This window comes from Ruegeria sp. AU67 (assembly GCF_900312795.1).
In the GTDB taxonomy this organism is placed as follows: Bacteria; Pseudomonadota; Alphaproteobacteria; order Rhodobacterales; family Rhodobacteraceae; genus Ruegeria; species Ruegeria atlantica.
The window spans coordinates 36,290-54,305 of the sequence record NZ_OMPH01000029.1 but is presented as its reverse complement, the minus strand read 5'-3'; the positions used below and the strand labels follow the sequence as shown (position 1 = coordinate 54,305).

Below are 18,016 nucleotides of genomic sequence, written 5' to 3'. Positions count from 1 at the left end.
CGCCAAATGCAGCGCCCTTTTAAAGTTCTGCTACTAATTGATCAGTGAACCGTCTCAACCTTGTGGAAGTCCAGATCACGACCTTCTGGCATTGAATCGATGCTCAGCACCTCTTTGCGCTTGGTGATCAGAATATAGACCACGCAGGCCAAGTACAGACCGACGACCACGGCTCCGATCCACTGGATCTGCAGCCACTGGCTCTGGAACAGCAGGGTGAGGACAAACAACAAAGCGACGTTGCCTGCGACGTAGATCGCCTTGCCGAACCGCTCGACAGTCAGGTTCAGGTTGTCGGTATAGAGGCGGATCAGGGAGTCCAGCGAGTTGATCACAAAGGTCACGCCCACAATCACCATCGCGATGTTGGTGATGCCCGCAGTGCTGATGCCGTTCAGGTGATAGTAATAGAGAACGGTGAACCAGATCGCCAACGGGATCGACGGGAAGATCAGCAGCGCGGCCAGCAATTGCCAGGTTTTCAGCCCACCAACAAAGCGCGAGGTGAACTGGCCAATCATGATCGACCACGCAAACCACCAGAACAGGTAGAAGGCGTGATAATCAGTCAGCGGCAACACGAACTTGTGCAGATTGGCGAAATAGGCACCGATATTGCTGCCGGTTTCAACAACTCCGGTCATGCCCATGCCCGCGGCAATCCACATTCCAAGGATCAGCGTCAGGAACAGGATAGTCGAACCTACAGACAGGATACGGACGTATTTCAGGTCGGTTGACGAATAAGCCGCCGCCAGAATGACCACAAATACGATGACATAGAAAGTGGTGACCACGGATTCGCCGTCTCCGACCTCGGGCAGATAGCCGGGCAGGTAGATCAGGAACAGGCTGGCGGTGAAGGCGCAGGTGCCAATGATGACTACGTTGTTGATCAGCTTGACCAGCGGGATCTCAAAGAACTTCACGCGGGGTTCGATGACGCAGAAATAGAACGCTGTCAGGAAGTAGAAGGCCCAGATCAGGAAACCCCAGAAGCCGAACTCGATGGCCAGCGGGTTCGCAAAGGCATAGGCCGGTTCCTCGGCATAGCCGCCAAACTCGGTCAGCGGGAACATGATCAGGCCGACATCCAGACCGGACGTGAACAGGATCGCAATGAAGGTGAACAGATGCACAGGCGTGACGCCCACACAACGCAGGTTCCACCATTTCACGACGAAGAAAGCGACCAGGCCCAATGCCAGCAGGACGCCGAAAGACAGAATATACTCCAAAAGCACCAACATTCCTCCCTTGGTTAGTCAAAGTGCGGATCGTATAGCTTTAATTGACTGGTCAATCAACAAAACTGCCAATGCTGAATGCAACAGGCGAAACCTGTGTTTATTTTGACGCGCGGCGCTTGCGCGTTTCAGGAATTTCGGAAACAGTCGCGGCATTTGGGAAAGGGTCACCATGGATTTGCGCGCCATAGCCATGGGGCTGGCATTTGCCTTCATCTGGTCGTCAGCCTTTACCTCGGCGCGGATCATCGTCGCCGATGCCTCGCCCCTGTTCTCACTGGCGCTGCGATTTCTGATTTCGGGGTTGCTGGGGGTCGCGATTGCGCGGGCCATGGGCCAAAGCTGGCGCCTGACTCGCGCGCAGTGGTACGCAACCATCCTGTTCGGAATATGCCAAAATGCCCTGTATTTGGGTCTGAATTTCTACGCAATGCAAACCGTACAGGCATCTGTTGCGGCGATTATTGCATCAACAATGCCCCTGATCGTCGCGCTGGCCAGCTGGACCCTTTTCCACGAAAAACTTCGACCGCTGGGCGTGTTCGGGTTGTTGGCCGGTTTCGCGGGCGTCGCGTTGATCATGAGCAGCCGGATAAGCGCGGGCGCAGACCTGTTTGGCGTCATGTTGTGCGGGCTTGGGGCACTGGCGCTCAGCTTTGCGACCTTGGCTGTGCGCGGGGCAACGTCCGGCGGCAATTTCATGATGGTGGTCGGGCTGCAGATGCTTGTGGGCGCGGCAATTCTGTTCCTCGCGGCCCCCGTATTCGAGACAATTTACATCCATCCCAACGGTCCCTGGTTGCTGGCGTTTGCCTACACAACGCTGTTCCCCGGCCTGCTGGCGACGCTAATTTGGTTCATGCTGTTGAACCGTATCGGCGCAATCCGGGCCGCGACTTTTCACTTTCTGAACCCGGTGTTTGGTGTGGCCGTCGCCGCAGTTTTCCTGGGCGAAAAACTTGGGCCCATGGATGCAGTAGGTGTCGGTATCACGACGCTGGGTATTCTGGCGGTGCAGTTGTCCCGGCAAACCGATCAGCGGAGCAAGGCCTCAACCTGACGCAACAATTTCGGTGAATCCGGTTTCACGTTCGACCCATAGGTCGCAATCACTTCACCTGCTGGATCAATCAGGATCTTGTTGAAATTCCACTTGGGTACGAATCCCGTCTGCTGAGCAACCGCACGGTAGAACGGATGGGCCGCGGCGCCTTTAACCGACGTGATGTCGGTCATGGGCAAGGTCAAGCCATAGTTCATCTCGCAGAACTGTTTGACCTCTGCCGCCGTGCCCAATTCCTGATTGAACGAATCCGAAGGGACGGCCAAAACCACGAGACCTCGATCAGCATAGGTGTCATGAATCTTTTGCAAGCCAGCATATTGCCCTGTGAATCCGCAATGGGATGCCGTGTTCACAACCAATACCGGCTTGCCACGCCAATCCTCAAGGGACAAAGTGCCACCGTCGATCGAGACAAATTCACCGGTCAAAGGTGCTGCTTGAACCACGCGGGCCAACAGCAATAGGGCGAATAACAGATGCAGTCTGAACATGGCGTCACCTCCTTTATTATGAATTACGCACGCGTCTGGCATTCGGATCACCTGCACGAGAACGCGAACCGGCTGAAATATGATTTTGATTTCCGCGCCACTGTGCCCAAATAGAAACCCAGATCGCATCAACACCGGAGAAGCCATGACCCGCTACACCAAAGACCCCGAGGCCATTGCCGCTCTCTCACCCGAAGAATACCACGTCACCCAACGAAGCGGTACAGAACGCCCCGGCACCGGAAAATTGCTGAATAACAAGGAACCGGGTATCTACGTCGATATCGTCTCGGGCGAACCGCTGTTTGCCTCGGCCCACAAATACGAATCCGGGTGCGGTTGGCCCAGCTTTACCAAACCCATCGTGCACGAGCATGTCGAAGAAATCGAAGATCGCACGCTTGGCATGATCCGGACCGAGGTCCGCTCGAAACATGGGGACAGTCACCTGGGCCATGTGTTTCCCGACGGCCCGCGCGAACACGGCGGGCTGCGTTACTGCATCAACTCTGCCTCATTGCGGTTCATTCATCGCGATGAGATGGAGGCCGAAGGGTATGGCGAATACCTGACCCATGTGGAGGACATCCAATGACCACTGAACGCGCTGTTCTTGCCGGAGGTTGCTTTTGGGGCATGCAGGACCTGATCCGCAAGCTACCCGGTGTGTCTGGCACCCGCGTCGGCTATACCGGCGGCGACGTGCCCAACGCCACCTACCGTAACCACGGCACTCATGCCGAAGGGATCGAAATCATTTTCGACCCCTCGCGGATCACATATCGCGACCTGCTCGAGTTCTTCTTTCAGATCCACGACCCGACAACAGTGAATCGTCAGGGCAATGACCGCGGGATGAGCTATCGCTCGGCCATTTACTATGTGAATGCCACGCAAAAACAGATGGCGGAAGACACGATTGCCGATGTGAATGCCAGCGGCATTTGGCCGGGCAAAGTCGTCACCGAGGTCGAACCCTTAGGCGATTTCTGGGAAGCCGAACCTGAACATCAGGATTACCTTGAACGTATCCCCAACGGCTATACCTGCCACTTCCCACGCCCCGATTGGGTTCTGCCCAAACGCGACGCAGCTGAGTAACCGGTTGGCCCCCTTCCTATCGGGGGCCTAACCAGACGCCATCCTTGGGCGCCCGCTGGCTTCGACCGTGATCATCGCTTCGACAAACACGTCCTGCGCTTCGATGCGCGCAGTGCGGATGTCGCGATCGACAACCACCCGGATATCTGCTGCTCCGGCCTGTCGCACTGCGCCCTCGGCCTGATCCCTCAGAACCGTTTCCAGCAACGCCAAGGCCTTGTCGGATTCCGTGAAATCCTGCGGCCCTTCTTCCAGATGAACCCGGTAGCGCCCTTCGGACGGAGACGTCACCGTTCCCGATCTGCGCAGTGTAAGCCGGCCAACAACCGCCCCGATCGCGTTGGCCACGCCTGCGTGTTCCGGCAGGATCATCGCGCAATGCAAACGATCCCCGACAGCCGGGTAGTAACTTGGAGCCGAAGCGCCAAGACCTACCACATCCACGTTCAGCGATGCGTCCAGCGCCAGCAAACCGCGATGCCGCGCCAGCCCTTTCTGCATCAGGACATGCCGAGCCAGGTCAAAAGGTGGTAGATCAAATCCTTCGGATTTTTCCGCAAAAGCGGTCTCTAACAAGGTCAAAGATGTCTGTTCGGTCAGTTGATCCACGATCATCTGCGCCAACTGTTCCGGGGTGGCGGCCAACCTGTCGCCAGTCCCCACCCGCTTGCGCGCAACCAGCTCCAACGCCTTGTGGGCTGCGTCCGCATCCCAGGCATCCAATCGGCCCAAAACATGGCTGGCATCCGATGGCGTCACACCCGAAACCTGAACGACACCGCGATCCACCAGACGCGACAAAGCTCCGTTCTCCATACGGGTGCGCAGCAGGTCACTTAGGGGCATGACGTTCTCGCCCAGCCTCTCCAACAGCGACTCTTCGCGCGCACCCAACCCGTCGGCGTTGATGCCGGGAACACGGCGGGCGAACCGTGTGTCATGCTCACCCACAGTCGTCGCCCTTAGTTGGGTATCCAGAACGGCGTGAACGACCTCAGGTGCCTCGGCGGCAATCAGGGAAACCGGCAGCACCCGTCGCGGCCCCAAAAACACACCGCCACTCAGCCCTTCGGTGACCACATGCACCTGGCTGTCTCCACCCAATCCGTGGGTGCGCATGGCAACCGCCTCAACCATCGTGCGAAACCCGCCGACCTGCGCGCCCGCTGGGTCAATCGCGGGTTTGCCATCCCGAATCAGCGCAACATCCGTCGTGGTGCCGCCAATGTCGGACACCAGCGCGTTTTGAACCCCAGTCAGCCAGCTTGCACCGACGATCGAGGCCGCAGGACCACTAAGGATGGTTTCAATCGGCCGCTCCCGCGCCTGTTCTGCGCTCATCAGCGCGCCGTCACCACGCACAACCATCATCGGGGCCGTGATCCCCAGATCAATCAACCGATCCTGCGCCCGCCCGATCAGACGGTCGATCATGCCGATCAAACGCGCGTTCAAAACCGCCGTGACCGCGCGCTTCGGACCGTTCAGTTTGGCCGACAACTGATGAGAGCACGTTACCGGAGCCCCGGTTTTCTCGGCAATGACACGCGCGGCATGCAATTCATGCGCCGGGTTCCGCGTTGCGAACTGCGCGGCAACCGCAAACCCAGAAACATCTTTGTGCGACGCTAAAAATGCTTCCAACGCATCGACATCCAATGGAGCAGCCTCACCCCCGGCGTGGCTATGCCCACCGCCAATCACCAGCGCTGGATCACCCTTCAGCGCATCCCGCAGCCCATGTTTCTCAAGGTCTGCTTCCTTAAACCCGATGTAAATCAGCGCGACTCGACCACCTTGCCCTTCGACCAAGGCGTTCGTCGCCAATGTTGTCGACAAGGACGCCATCGAGATCTGGTCCGGCGAAACCTGCGCCTGATCCAACACGGCCGAGATCGCCCTGCCGACGCCAATTGCAAGATCGGCGCGTGTGGTCAGGGATTTGGCCGAGGCGATCACCTCTTTCTCGTCCCGGATCAGCACCGCATCCGTATAGGTTCCACCCGTATCCACCCCCAAAGCCAACGCCATCGGGATCTCCTTCCTGTTCGCTGTTCACGGGTGTAGCGGTTTGGACCGACACGTCCAGCCTGTTTGCGTCACTTACGACAATCGTTTCACCGCCCAGCGCGCGGCATCCGCCACAGTCGGATCGGGGTCATCGACCAGCGACTGGGCCACAGTCATCAGATCAGTCTGGTGCGAGTTTCCAATTGCATACAAAACATTGCGCACAAACCGATCCCGCCCGATCCGCTTGATCGGCGAGCCCGAGAACTTGGCCCGAAACGCCGCATCATCCAACACAGCAAGCTCGGACAGCGGTGGTGCTTTCAGATCATCACGCGCGGCGTATCGCACATCGCTCGCGGCAACCGCAAATTTGTTCCACGGACACGCGGCCAAACAATCGTCGCATCCATAAATCCGGTTTCCCAGCTTTTGGCGCAGCTCTTCGTCGACCGGCCCTTTATGTTCGATCGTCAGATATGAAATGCATCGCCGCGCATCCAACTGATACGGGGCGGGAAACGCCTCCGTCGGACAGGCGCTCAAACAAGCTCGACAATTACCGCAATGGTCAGTTTCAGACATGTCTGCAGGCAGGTCCAACGTCGTAAAAACAGAGCCTATAAAGGCCCAATTTCCCCAGTCGCGGCTTACGAGATTGGTGTGTTTTCCCTGCCAGCCCAGCCCTGCCGCATGGCCCAAAGCCTTCTCCGGCACAGGCGCGGTATCAACAAAGACTTTTACCTCTCCACCAGCTTCCGCAATCAGCCAGCGCGCCAACCGCTTCAGCCGCTTCTTGACCAGATCGTGGTAATCCTTGCTCTGCGCATAAACAGAAATCGCCGCCTTGTCCGGATGCTGCAGCACTTCGGTCGGATCATGGTCAGGCGAATAGCTCTCGGCCAGCATGATGACCGACCGCGCCTCGGGCCACAATGCGGCCGGATCGCCGCGCCAATGGGTCCGCTCGGCCATCCACCCCATCTGCCCGTGATACCCGGCATCCAAAAATGCCTGCAAGCGCGACGGCACTTCAGGCACGTCCCAAGGTCGGCAAACACGGCAAGAAACAAATCCCTCGCTCAACGCCTGCGCCACCAGCTTTTCTTTTAGACCTGATCCACTCTTCATCTGGCTGCAAATTTCCTCGGGGGTGAATTGGCACACCGGGCCAAGAGGGGGCAGACAGCCCCCTGAACCCTCACCCTATCAGAAATCCAGATCGGCGTAATGCGGCGGTGGCCGGAACCCTGGCACCTGATCCGCCAAAATCGATCGGAACGCGGGTCGCGACTTGATCTTGGCGTACCAGTCTTTGACCGCCTGAGAACGGTTCCAATCTACATCCGAAATATAATCCAGTGATGACAGATGCGCGGCAGCGGCAAAATCGGCCAGTGTCATCTGATCACCTGCCAGCCAGCGACGGTGATCCAGCAGCCATGCCATATAATCCAGATGATACTTGATCGCCTTCGCGCCTGCCTTGACGTTTTTGCTGTCGGGATAACCCTCGCCCGTCACCTTCTTGTTCACCCGCTCATATAGCAGTCGAGATGTGACCTCGTGATGGAACTTGTCATCGAACCAGCCAACCAAACGCCGCACCTCGTACCGCGCTTCGGGTTTTTTGGGCATCAGCGGAGGTTCAGGGCGGGTTTCTTCGATATACTCACAAATGGCGGCGCTTTCCGCCATGACCTGCCCATCAAGACGCAATACCGGGACTTTTCCGGCAGGGTTGCGGCGCAGGAAATCCGGGTCTTGTTCCCAGTATCGTTCCTCGACCAGCTCAACCTCGATTTTCTTTTCCGCAAGCGACAGGCGCACCTTGCGGCAATACGGGGACAGGGGAACATGAAACAGACGCGCCATAATCTTCCAATCGAACCAGTGAATACCCCCCAGCTTTAGCCTTGAGGGGCATAGGGTTTCAATCCTCGAAACAATCCGCGCGACCATCTGCGCGGATGGTGGCCGCCCCATCCCGGATGGATGCCGCACGTCTGCGAGTTCGAACCGACGGATCTGTGACGGATCTGTTGCGCGGGGACGGCAGGATCGCCGCCAGCCGTGCCGCCTGTACTGGGGACATCTTGGCCGCACTTGTTCCGTAATATCGCTGTGCCGCGGCCTCGACCCCGAATACCCCCTGTCCGGTCTCGGCAACGTTCAGATAGACCTCCAGAATCCGCTGTTTGCTCCAGAAGATTTCGACGACGGGCGTAATCGACGTTTCAAGCGCCTTGCGCACCCAACTGCGCCCCTGCCACAGGAACACGTTCTTCACGACCTGCTGGGTAATGGTCGAGGCCCCCCGGCTGCCGCCATCTTCCAGCGCATCGCGGATTGCTTCAACGTCAAAGCCCCAATGCAGGCAGAAATTCGCGTCCTCGGCGGCGACCGCAGATCTGCCCATAACCGGGGCAATTTCCTCTATCGGCACCCAATCACGCTCAACCTTTCCCAATCGTCGCCATTCTGACCAGATCGTATGAGTCACCGGCGGATTGACCACCGAGTACAGCAGGACCAACCCAACGATGAAGGCCACGACACCCAAAGCGGCGCGTGTGACCCAACGACGAATCCGCGGGATCAGTGGCCTTTTTGACTTTGACGCCTTGCTTTTCTTTTTGCTCGACTTGCGCGCTGCTGTTCTTGCCATTTTGTTGCTATACGACGCTGTGGCCGGGTTTGGAACGGTTTATCTTGCCTGATCTGAGCGTTGCGCGGGTATGCAATCTTAAGCAAGGCCGGTCCGTAAATTGAAAACCCCGCGTGTCCTTGGTGACACGCGGGGTTCTGATTTAGTCTCACTATTTCCGCTTACTCGGCGGGAACAGCAGTTGCCTCGGTTGTCAGAGGATGGCTGAGCTTGTTCAGCATCTCTTTCGGGCAAACCTGAAGGAAGTTGGTCTTTTCGACCTCCCAATGCTGCAGAATGTCGGCGGCCTTGCGGCTGTTGGTTTCAGCCTGATGTGTTTCGATCAGCGATTTCAACTGATCTTCCCAATGGTCGACGGTCACCGGACAGGTCACCAGCGTTTCCATGTTCATCAGCTGCTCGGCCTTTCCTTCGGGGTCGTACAGATAAGCCATACCGCCCGTCATGCCTGCGCCAAAGTTGGCACCGATGCCACCCAGGATCACCGCGATACCACCGGTCATGTATTCACAGCCGTTCGAGCCACAGCCCTCGATCACCACAGTGGCGCCCGAGTTCCGAACCGCGAACCGCTCACCCGCGCGGCCAGCCGCAAACAGGTGTCCATCGGTTGCGCCGTAAAGAACGGTGTTGCCGATAATGGTGTTCTCGTCCGCTTTCAGGGGGCTGACCTGCGGCGGACGCACGACGATTGTGCCCCCGGACAGGCCTTTACCGACATAGTCGTTGGCATCACCCGACACCTCGAGCTTTAGACCCGGGGCCGCGAAGGCCCCCAGCGACTGACCGGCCGAGCCTTGCAGTTTCACGTGCAAATGGTCCGGCTGGAACGTGTTCCGCATCCCGAAATTCTGCACGATATGGCTGGACACTCGCGTGCCCACGGTCCGATGCGTGTTCTGAACCGCATAAGACAGCTGCATTTTCTCGCCGTCTTTCAGGAAACGGGCGGCATCGCGCACGATTTCAGCATCCAGCGTATCAGGCACCGCGTTCCGGTCTCTGTCGCGGTTGTAGACGATGTTATGGGCACCATCGACGGTGATCAGCAGCGGATTGAGGTCCAGATCATCCAGATGTGCCGAACCACGGCTGACCTGCGCCAGCAGATCTGCCCGTCCGATGATGTCGTCAATCGACCGCGCACCGAGGCTGGCCAGCAGCTCGCGCACTTCCTGTGCGTAGAAGGTGATCAGGTTGACGACCTTATCGGCATTACCGGTGAACTTTGCCCGCAGGGATTCGTCCTGCGTACACACACCGACCGGGCAGGTGTTCGACTGGCACTGACGCACCATGATACAGCCCATCGCGATCAGAGCAGCGGTGCCGATACCGTATTCCTCGGCTCCCATCATCGCGGCCATGACGATGTCACGACCGGTGCGCAAGCCACCATCGGTCCGCAGGGTCACGCGATCGCGCAGGTTGTTCATCGCCAGAACCTGATGCGCCTCGGTCAGGCCCATCTCCCACGGGAGACCGGCGTATTTGATGCTGGTCGCCGGAGATGCCCCGGTGCCGCCATTGTGCCCCGAGATCAGGATCACGTCCGCTTTGGCCTTGGCCACACCGGCGGCAATCGTGCCAACGCCCGAGGACGCCACCAGTTTTACCGTCACTTTGCAGCGCGGGTTGATCTGTTTCAGGTCATAGATCAGCTGCGCCAGATCCTCGATCGAGTAGATATCGTGGTGCGGTGGTGGCGAGATCAGGGTCACGCCCTTGGTCGAATGACGAAGACGCGCAATCAGGTCGGTGACCTTCATGCCCGGCAGCTGACCGCCTTCACCGGGTTTTGCACCCTGGGCGACCTTGATCTCAAGCTCTTCACACTGGTTTAGGTATTCGGCAGTCACACCGAACCGGCCCGAGGCCACCTGTTTGATCTTGGCCGACGGGTTGTCGCCATTGGGCTCCGGCACGAAATGCGCCGGGTCTTCGCCACCCTCGCCGGAGTCGGATTTCGCACCGATCCGGTTCATCGCAACGTTCAGCGTCTTATGCGCCTCGGGCGACAGCGCACCCAGCGACATGCCTGGCGTGACAAAGCGTTTACGGATCGAAGTGATCGATTCCACTTCTTCAATCGGGATTGGTTTGCCCAGCGGTTTGAAATCCATCAGGTCACGCAGATGGATCGGCGGGTTCGACTGCATTTTGGCCGAGTACTGCTTCCACAGCTCATAGGACGCCCGGTTACAGGCCATCTGCATCATATGCATCGAGGTCGCTTCCCACGCGTGGGTCTCACCCGATTTCCGCGCCTTGTAGAACCCACCGATGGGCAGCACGTCCAGACCATTGACCCATGCCTTGGCGTGGATTTCCTCGGCCTTGGTCTGAATACCGGTAACCCCGATGCCGGAAATCCGGCTGGTCATTCCAGGGAAGTATTCGGCCACCATCGCTCGGCTCAGGCCAACGGCCTCAAAGTTCAGGCCGCCGCGATAGGACGAGATTACCGAGATTCCCATCTTGGCCATGATCTTCAACAGGCCCTGATCGATCGCTTCGCGGAAGCGGGCGACATTTTCGGTCAGGCTCCCGTCCAAAAGGCCGCGATCAATACGGTCGGCCAGCGAATCCTCGGCCAGATAGGCGTTCACCACTGTCGCACCACAACCGATCAGAACGGCAAAGTAATGCGGGTCGACACATTCCGCCGAGCGTACGTTCAACGAACAGAACGTCCGCAGGCCCTGACGGGTCAGGTGCGAGTGCACCGCACTTGTGGCAAGGATCATGGGCATCGCCACACGACCTTCGCCCGAGTTCATGTCGGACAGAACCAGATGCCCAGCGCCAGATCGGACGGCCTCTTCTGCTTCGGCTCTAACACGGGCTAATGCGTCGCTTAGTGCGCCTTGGCCGGGCTCAAAGCTACAATCGATCTCGGCCAGCGGTGCATCAAAGCTTTCAACCAGCTTGTCCCATTGCGCGTTGCCGACAAAGGGGCTTTCCAGAACCACAATCTCGGTCTGACTACTGTCTTCATCCAGCACGTTCTTGAGGTTCGCAAACCGCGTTTTCAACGACATCACGCGGTATTCACGCAAAGAGTCGATCGGCGGGTTGGTCACCTGGCTAAAATTCTGCCTGAAGAAATGGCTGAGCGGGCGGTATTGCTTGGACAGAACCGCCGAGGGCGTATCGTCACCCATCGAGGCCAGCGCCTCTTTTCCATCTTCCGCCATCGGGGCGAGGATCTGCTCCAGCTCTTCAACCGAATAACCAGCCGCGATCTGACGCTTGCGCAGTTCCTCTCCCGAGAAAATCGGGGTTTCGGTCACACCTGCCAGAGTGGCATCCAGATCGTGAATCTTGCCGACCCATTCGCCAAATGGCAGCGCACGGGCCAGTTTGTTCTTGATCTGCGTGTCGCGGAACAACTTGCCCTTCTTCATGTCGACGGCCAGCATTTGACCCGGGCCAAGGGCGCCTTTTTCGGTCACGGTGGCCTCGTCAATCGGCACCATCCCGGCCTCGGACCCTGCAATGACCAGACCATCGCCAGTTACGACGTAACGCATCGGGCGCAGCCCGTTCCGGTCCAGACCCGCACAGACCCAACGACCATCCGTCATCGCCAGTGCGGCAGGGCCGTCCCACGGCTCCATCACCGAGTTGCAGTAGGAATACATGTCGCGCCACGCCTGCGGTAGCTCGACCGCCTGTTTGGACCAGCTTTCCGGCACCAGCATGGTTTTCGCCATTGGTGCCGAACGACCCGCGCGCACAAGAACTTCAAAAACAGAGTCCAGAGCCGCCGAATCCGACGAACCACCTGCGATGATCGGCTTAATGTCCTCGGCATAGTCACCAAAGGTGCCGCTGGCCATGCGGATCTCATGGCTTTTCATCCAGTTGATGTTGCCCTTCAGCGTGTTGATCTCGCCGTTATGGGCCAGCATGCGGAAGGGCTGCGCCAGCCACCACTGCGGGAATGTATTGGTCGAATACCGCTGGTGGTAGATGGCAAAGGCACTTTCAAAGCGCTCGTCCATCAAATCGGGGTAGAACACCGCGACCTGCTCGGCCAGCATCATGCCCTTATAGATGATCGACCGGCAGCTGAGCGAGGCCAGATACAGATCTGAAATCCCGGCGGCCAGTGCCGCCTTTTCGATGCGGCGACGGATCACATAAAGCTCACGCTCGAACGTGTCTTCATCCACACCTTTTGAGTTCGAGATCAGGATCTGCTCGATCTCAGGGCGGGTGGCGTTGGCTTTTTCACCCAAGCAGGTCACATCGACCGGCACATGACGCCAACCATAAATGTAATAGCCCATGCGCAGGACTTCGGTTTCCACGATGGTCCGGCACTGCTCCTGCGCACCGAAATCGGTGCGCGGCAAAAAGACCTGACCAACCGCAATCAGTTGATCCAGTCGCGGCTCATGCCCGGTGCGGCGGATCTGGTCATAAAAAAACGGAACCGGGATCTGCACGTGGATACCCGCGCCATCACCCGTTTTGCCGTCTGCGTCCACCGCGCCGCGGTGCCAGATTGCCTTGAGCGCGTCGATCCCGGCATCCACCACCTTACGCGACGCTTTGCCGTCAATCGAAACCACAAGACCTACGCCGCATGAAGAATGCTCTTCATCCTCGGAATAGAGACCATTTTCGGCCATCCATTTGCGCTTGGCTTCTTCCGCCCGCACCCAATCGGCATCATATTTGGTCATTGGCTGTCTCCTTCTTCCGGCAGGGCATACATGGCTTCGACCTCGGCTTTGGTCATCTGCCGGCGCTCTCCTGCGAACGCGTAGCCCTCGGGCTTTTTATCTATGTAAAGTTCAAGTTTCAGCGGGTTGCCGGTGTCGTCGAAAAGACCGGCAGCCATTTGGGTTTGTCCGTGCATCTCGCCCGGCAAAGTGATCCGGTACCACAACGCCGAACCACAGTCCGAGCAAAACGCCCGCTCGGCCCATTCCGACGAGGTGTAGGTCTTGACCGGTCCCAAGGCGGCATAGCCGGGCTCGGCCGCGAAGGTTACCAGCATCGAACTGGTCCAGCGACGGCATTGATCACAATGGCAGGCTCCCAGCGAATCCCGCGCCGGGGTTGCGGTCACCGTGACCGCGCCGCACATGCATTGACCTTGCAATTCGGGCATCAGACCCTCCTGTCGCTGGGCTAGGGTTATTCGGCTGCGATGGCAGCCTTGGCGTTGAAGCGATCAATAATCGCATCGGCGCAGTCGCGACCATCACGAATGGCCCAGACCACCAAAGAGGCACCGCGCACGATGTCACCAATGGCATAGACGCCGTCCATCTCGGTCGCGCCAGTCTCGAACGCTGCCTTGACGGTGCCCCAACGGGTGACGGGCAGGTCGGGCTGGCCGAACAGGGTGGGCAGATCCTCGGGCTCAAAGCCCAGCGCCTTAATCACCAGATCGGCATCTTCGACATAATCCGCGCCTTCGATCACCTCTGGTGCCTGACGGCCGGTCGCATCGGGCTGACCCAGACGCATCTTCTGCACCATCACGCCTGCAACGGTGTCGTCGCCGGTAAAGCCCTTGGGCGCGCTTAGCCATTCGAACACCACGCCTTCTTCCTCGGCGTTTTGGGTTTCGCGCTGCGAACCCGGCATGTTCGCCCGGTCACGGCGATAGAGGCATTTGACCGACGTGGCACCTTGCCGGATCGAGGTCCGCACACAATCCATCGCGGTATCACCGCCACCAATAACGACCACCTTCTTGCCTTCGGCATTCAAGCGGCCATTGTCGAAATCTTCGACGTCATCACCAAAACTTTTGCGATTCGAGGCAGTCAGGAAATCGATGGCTTTTTCGATTCCAGCCAGACCGCTGCCGGGCATAGACAGATCGCGCGATTTGTACACACCTGTCGCAATAATCACCGCATCATGCTTGGAGCGGATTTCTTCGAACTTGGCGGCGTCCACATCGCAGTTCAGCACAAACTCGACTCCGCCATCGGCCAGCAGGTCATTGCGGCGCTGCACGATGTCTTTTTCCAGCTTGAACCCCGGAATGCCGTACATCAGCAGACCACCTGCGCGATCATAACGATCATAGACGGTGACCTGAATGCCCGCCCGGCGCAGCATGTCCGCGGCGGCCAGGCCGCCGGGGCCGCCACCGATGATGCCAACGCTTTCGCTGCGCTCGGCACCCGGAGCGGTGGGTTTCACCCAGCCTTTGTCCCAGGCGGTGTCGGTAATGTACTTCTCAATCGTGCCAATAGTGACCGTGCCGTGGCCCGATTGCTCGATCACGCAGTTGCCTTCGCACAGACGGTCCTGCGGGCAGATTCGGCCACAGATCTCGGGGAATGTGTTGGTGGCTTGGCTGGTTTGATAGGCCTCTTCCAGACGCCCTGTCGCGGTCAGGTGCAGCCAGTCAGGGATATTGTTGTGCAGCGGGCAATGCGACTGGCAGTATGGAACACCACACTGACTGCATCGGCTGGCTTGTTCCTTGGCTTTTTCTGCTGCAAATTCGGCGTAGATTTCATCAAAATCTTCTCTGCGGTCATCGGCAGCACGCTTTTCGGGCATGACACGGTCGATCTGCACAAATTTCAGCATCGGTTGTTTGGCCACGGGTCAAACTCCATGAATTGGCTTGGTCACGTCTCTTTAAAAGATGCGAGATCGGATGAAAAGTCAGCAATTCTGACCTAATTTCGAAAACTGGAGAGAAATTTAGTGGTCGTTTGAATTTAAATGCGGTTTTTAGTTCCGATTCGGACCTATATGCATGCTTTCCTTTTCCACAGCGCACTTATACCCATTGAGCAAACAAGGACGTGACCACAACACGGCAGGGCAGATGGTTCTTTTTCAATTGATTCTCGCGGCGATTATTCAGGGTATCACTGAGTTTTTGCCGATCTCTTCATCTGGTCATTTGATACTGCTACCCAGCCTGACCGGGTTGGACGATCAAGGTCTGGCCATCGACGTGGCCGTGCATGTGGGCACTTTGGGCGCCGTGATCCTGTATTTCTGGTCCGATGTGAAACAGGCCGTCTCCGGTCTTCCCCGGGCGTTGACCGGCCGGGTCGACACACCACAGGCGCAGCTGGCCATGGGTCTGATCATCTCCACGATTCCCTCCGTGATTGCCGGGGTTATCCTGTTCAAAAGCGGCCTGATCGAGGCGTTCCGGTCAATGGCGGTCATCGGCTGGACCATGCTGGTTTTTGGCCTCGCTCTGTATTGGGCCGATCAAAAAGGACCGCAGACCAAAGAAGCAAGCGAATGGGGTCTGCGCGATGCGTTGATCATGGGGCTGTGGCAGGTTCTTGCCTTGATACCCGGAACATCCCGATCAGGCATTACCATCACCGGCGCGCGACAACTGGGCTATACTCGCGAGGATGGCGCGCGGATTGCGATGTTGATGTCGATCCCGACCATTCTGGCCTCCGGCGTATTACTGTCGGTAGACGTGATCCGCGAAGCAGATACGCAATTGGCCCGCGACGGGGCAATCGCGGCATTCTTTGCTTTTATCTCAGCTCTGATGGCCCTGATGCTGATGATGCGCCTGCTGCGCAGTGTCAGCTTTACACCTTATGTCATCTACCGCGTGATCCTGGGCGCCATCCTGGTTGTAATCGCCTATAGCTGATCAGGTCCGCAGATTGTTGGCCGAGTTCTGGATGTCGTCGTACTGACCCGAAGGGCGGAACTTCCACAGGTAATCCGGCAGCACGGATTCCAGCGTCGCTGGCTCAATCCCAAGATCCTCGAACCCTTTAGCCCCGTCGGACGCAACATTGTCGCGGCGGAGGTTCTTCAGCTGATCGCGGGTCAAGATATGGTTCGGGAACAGTTGGAAGCTGACGAACTTCAAGATGTCCAACACGCCCGTCATGATCCGGGCCAAAAAGAAGGGCATTTCGATGATCACTCGGCGTCGGTAAATTACATCAAGCATCTGCTGCATCAACGCACGGAAAGTTTTCACCTCTGGCCCGCCCAGCTCATACACACCGGCTTCAGCTTGGCCCAAGACGCCCTGAACAGCGGCCTTGGCCACATCATCCACATAGACCGGCTGGAATTTGGTTTCGGCTCCGACCAGCGGCAGGAACGGTCCCATCCGGGTCATCCCGGCAAAACGATTAAAGAACTGATCTTCGGTTCCGAAAATCACAGACGGCCGCAGAATAATTGCATCTGCGATATGGGTCATCACACCGGCCTCACCATGCGCCTTGGTTCGCGAATATTCGCTGTCGGACTCGGCGTCCGCTCCGATGGCTGAGATATGAACCATTCGAGAGATGCCCTGTTCGGCCGCCAAACGCGCGATCCGCTCGGCCCCCTCGGCCTGCACGGCGTCAAAGGCGTTCTTCCCCAGCTCGTTCAGCACGCCTACGCAATTCACCACCGCGTCTGCCCCGTGCATTGCAGCAGCGACCGAAGCATCATCACGGATGTTGCACAAAATGGGTTCGACCTGGCCGACCACCCCGTAGGGTCTGACGAATATGGCCTCATTCGGACGCCGAACAGCGACCCGGACACGCCACCCTTCATTTGCCATGCGTCGCGTAATATACCGACCGACAAATCCCGATCCGCCATAAATCGTGACCATTTTCGACATGAGAGGGCTCCTGCTTGTGGGTCCTCTTTCGATGTAGACCTCTGAGCCTTTTCAAACAAGGCGCAATAACGCCGCGCGTCGACGAAAAAACCAACCATTACAAGCTGAATTTGTAAGTGAGGAAAAAACTTTCAAAAATCTTCCCGAATCCGGTTGACCCTTCCAGCCAGTGGGCTTAAACGCCCCTCCACGACACCTGCCCAGGTGGCGGAATTGGTAGACGCGCTAGCTTCAGGTGCTAGTGTCCGTATGGACGTGGAGGTTCGAGTCCTCTCCTGGGCACCATATTTATCCAAGAAATCATTATATTACAGAGTGATAGAGGTTTAGCGCCTCAGTCAGCCCCCCAATTCGCCCCCCAAAGTGTTCGCGGTCATTCGGGCTTGTCGAGTAATCGTTGCATCATGTTCGCCAGCTTGCGGGCGGCTATCGTCTCTCTAGAGCGGGCACCGTGAAGATACATGCCGTGAGCCTCGCCTTGCGGCGCACCACCGCCAGCACCGTGAAATCTGCACACAGTCCATCCTCGCACCGCTGGGCCTCTGCATCGGTTGCCGGTCCTCTTGGATGTAGCGGTACACCTGGGGGCGGCATGGGCCTTGCTCATGGGGTTAGTGTCAAGTTTTGCCATTGCCCGCCCCCTCAGGCGCCGAAGATTTGAGATGGCTGAGTTTAGATCGCCTGTCATGAAAACCAAAAAAACAATAAAGCAGACATTCGCTGCGCTGCTCACGAACGACTGCTTTGCGGACAAACCCGCCACTCAGGTTTTGGTCGCCGACCGGTGTTGTCGGCCCATACCAGCCATTCGCTCGTTGATCGGTATGCTGC

The 18,016-nt window shown here is 57.9% G+C and carries 14 protein-coding genes and 1 tRNA gene; 5 read left to right on the top strand and 10 right to left on the bottom strand.

Annotation, left to right across the window (positions count from 1 at the left end; genetic code table 11):
* Positions 1–41 precede the first annotated feature (41 nt).
* On the bottom strand, positions 42–1,250 hold the full coding sequence (locus DK510_RS16745) for a BCCT family transporter (protein ID WP_370246371.1): 1,209 nt from the start codon (positions 1,248–1,250) through the stop codon (positions 42–44).
* A 169-nt stretch (positions 1,251–1,419) separates the two neighbouring features.
* Between DK510_RS16745 and DK510_RS16740 the strand changes: the two genes are divergently transcribed.
* Positions 1,420–2,307, top strand: coding sequence for a DMT family transporter (locus tag DK510_RS16740; protein ID WP_109313059.1), 888 nt, complete (start codon positions 1,420–1,422; stop codon positions 2,305–2,307).
* On the opposite strand, the gene DK510_RS16735 is transcribed toward DK510_RS16740, so the two are convergent.
* Complete coding sequence (locus DK510_RS16735) at positions 2,283–2,804, bottom strand: glutathione peroxidase (protein WP_109313074.1); 522 nt, start codon at positions 2,802–2,804, stop codon at positions 2,283–2,285. The two genes, DK510_RS16740 and DK510_RS16735, sit on opposite strands and share 25 nt — an antisense overlap.
* Positions 2,805–2,949: 145 nt before the next feature.
* Here DK510_RS16735 and msrB point away from each other — a divergent pair, with 145 nt between their 5' ends.
* Together msrB and msrA are read left to right on the top strand one after the other, a co-directional pair.
* Positions 2,950–3,399, top strand: coding sequence for a peptide-methionine (R)-S-oxide reductase MsrB (msrB, locus tag DK510_RS16730; RefSeq protein WP_109313058.1), 450 nt, complete (start codon positions 2,950–2,952; stop codon positions 3,397–3,399).
* Positions 3,396–3,905, top strand: a complete 510-nt coding sequence (msrA, locus tag DK510_RS16725; protein ID WP_109313057.1) for a peptide-methionine (S)-S-oxide reductase MsrA — start codon at positions 3,396–3,398, stop codon at positions 3,903–3,905. The genes msrB and msrA overlap by 4 nt, the downstream gene beginning before the upstream one ends.
* A 27-nt stretch (positions 3,906–3,932) precedes the next feature.
* Here msrA and DK510_RS16720 read toward each other — a convergent pair whose 3' ends face one another.
* The 7 genes from DK510_RS16720 to DK510_RS16690 all read right to left on the bottom strand — a co-directional run bounded on the left by DK510_RS16720 (position 3,933) and on the right by DK510_RS16690 (position 15,168).
* Positions 3,933–5,936, bottom strand: a complete 2,004-nt coding sequence (locus DK510_RS16720) for a hydantoinase/oxoprolinase family protein (RefSeq protein ID WP_109313056.1) — start codon at positions 5,934–5,936, stop codon at positions 3,933–3,935.
* A gap of 72 nt (positions 5,937–6,008) precedes the next feature.
* The gene (gene queG / locus DK510_RS16715) at positions 6,009–7,046 is read right to left on the bottom strand and encodes a tRNA epoxyqueuosine(34) reductase QueG (RefSeq protein ID WP_109313055.1); all 1,038 of its coding nucleotides are present in this window, start codon (positions 7,044–7,046) and stop codon (positions 6,009–6,011) included.
* A gap of 78 nt (positions 7,047–7,124) precedes the next feature.
* On the bottom strand, positions 7,125–7,790 hold the full coding sequence (locus DK510_RS16710) for a glutathione S-transferase family protein (protein WP_109313054.1): 666 nt from the start codon (positions 7,788–7,790) through the stop codon (positions 7,125–7,127).
* Between the two features lie 58 nt (positions 7,791–7,848).
* Positions 7,849–8,583 carry a monofunctional biosynthetic peptidoglycan transglycosylase gene (mtgA, locus tag DK510_RS16705; protein ID WP_109313053.1) on the bottom strand — a complete coding sequence of 245 codons (735 nt, stop codon included), beginning with the start codon at positions 8,581–8,583 and terminating at the stop codon, positions 7,849–7,851.
* A 161-nt stretch (positions 8,584–8,744) separates the two neighbouring features.
* On the bottom strand, positions 8,745–13,277 hold the full coding sequence (gltB, locus tag DK510_RS16700) for a glutamate synthase large subunit (protein WP_109313052.1): 4,533 nt from the start codon (positions 13,275–13,277) through the stop codon (positions 8,745–8,747).
* Positions 13,274–13,708: a GFA family protein gene (locus tag DK510_RS16695; RefSeq protein ID WP_109313051.1), complete on the bottom strand. Its 435-nt coding sequence runs from the start codon at positions 13,706–13,708 to the stop codon at positions 13,274–13,276. Before DK510_RS16695 ends, gltB begins: the two co-directional genes overlap by 4 nt.
* 26 nt (positions 13,709–13,734) lie before the next feature.
* Positions 13,735–15,168 carry an NAD(P)-dependent oxidoreductase gene (locus tag DK510_RS16690; RefSeq protein WP_109313050.1) on the bottom strand — a complete coding sequence of 478 codons (1,434 nt, stop codon included), beginning with the start codon at positions 15,166–15,168 and terminating at the stop codon, positions 13,735–13,737.
* A gap of 229 nt (positions 15,169–15,397) precedes the next feature.
* Here DK510_RS16690 and DK510_RS16685 point away from each other — a divergent pair, with 229 nt between their 5' ends.
* A complete protein-coding gene (locus DK510_RS16685) occupies positions 15,398–16,201 on the top strand; it encodes an undecaprenyl-diphosphate phosphatase (RefSeq protein ID WP_109313049.1) in 804 nt (267 codons plus the stop codon).
* Here DK510_RS16685 and DK510_RS16680 read toward each other — a convergent pair whose 3' ends face one another.
* On the bottom strand, positions 16,202–17,185 hold the full coding sequence (locus tag DK510_RS16680; RefSeq protein ID WP_109313048.1) for a complex I NDUFA9 subunit family protein: 984 nt from the start codon (positions 17,183–17,185) through the stop codon (positions 16,202–16,204). It lies immediately after the preceding gene.
* Positions 17,186–17,383: 198 nt separating this feature from the next.
* Between DK510_RS16680 and DK510_RS16675 the strand changes: the two genes are divergently transcribed.
* Positions 17,384–17,470, top strand: a tRNA-Leu gene (locus DK510_RS16675).
* Positions 17,471–18,016 lie beyond the last annotated feature (546 nt).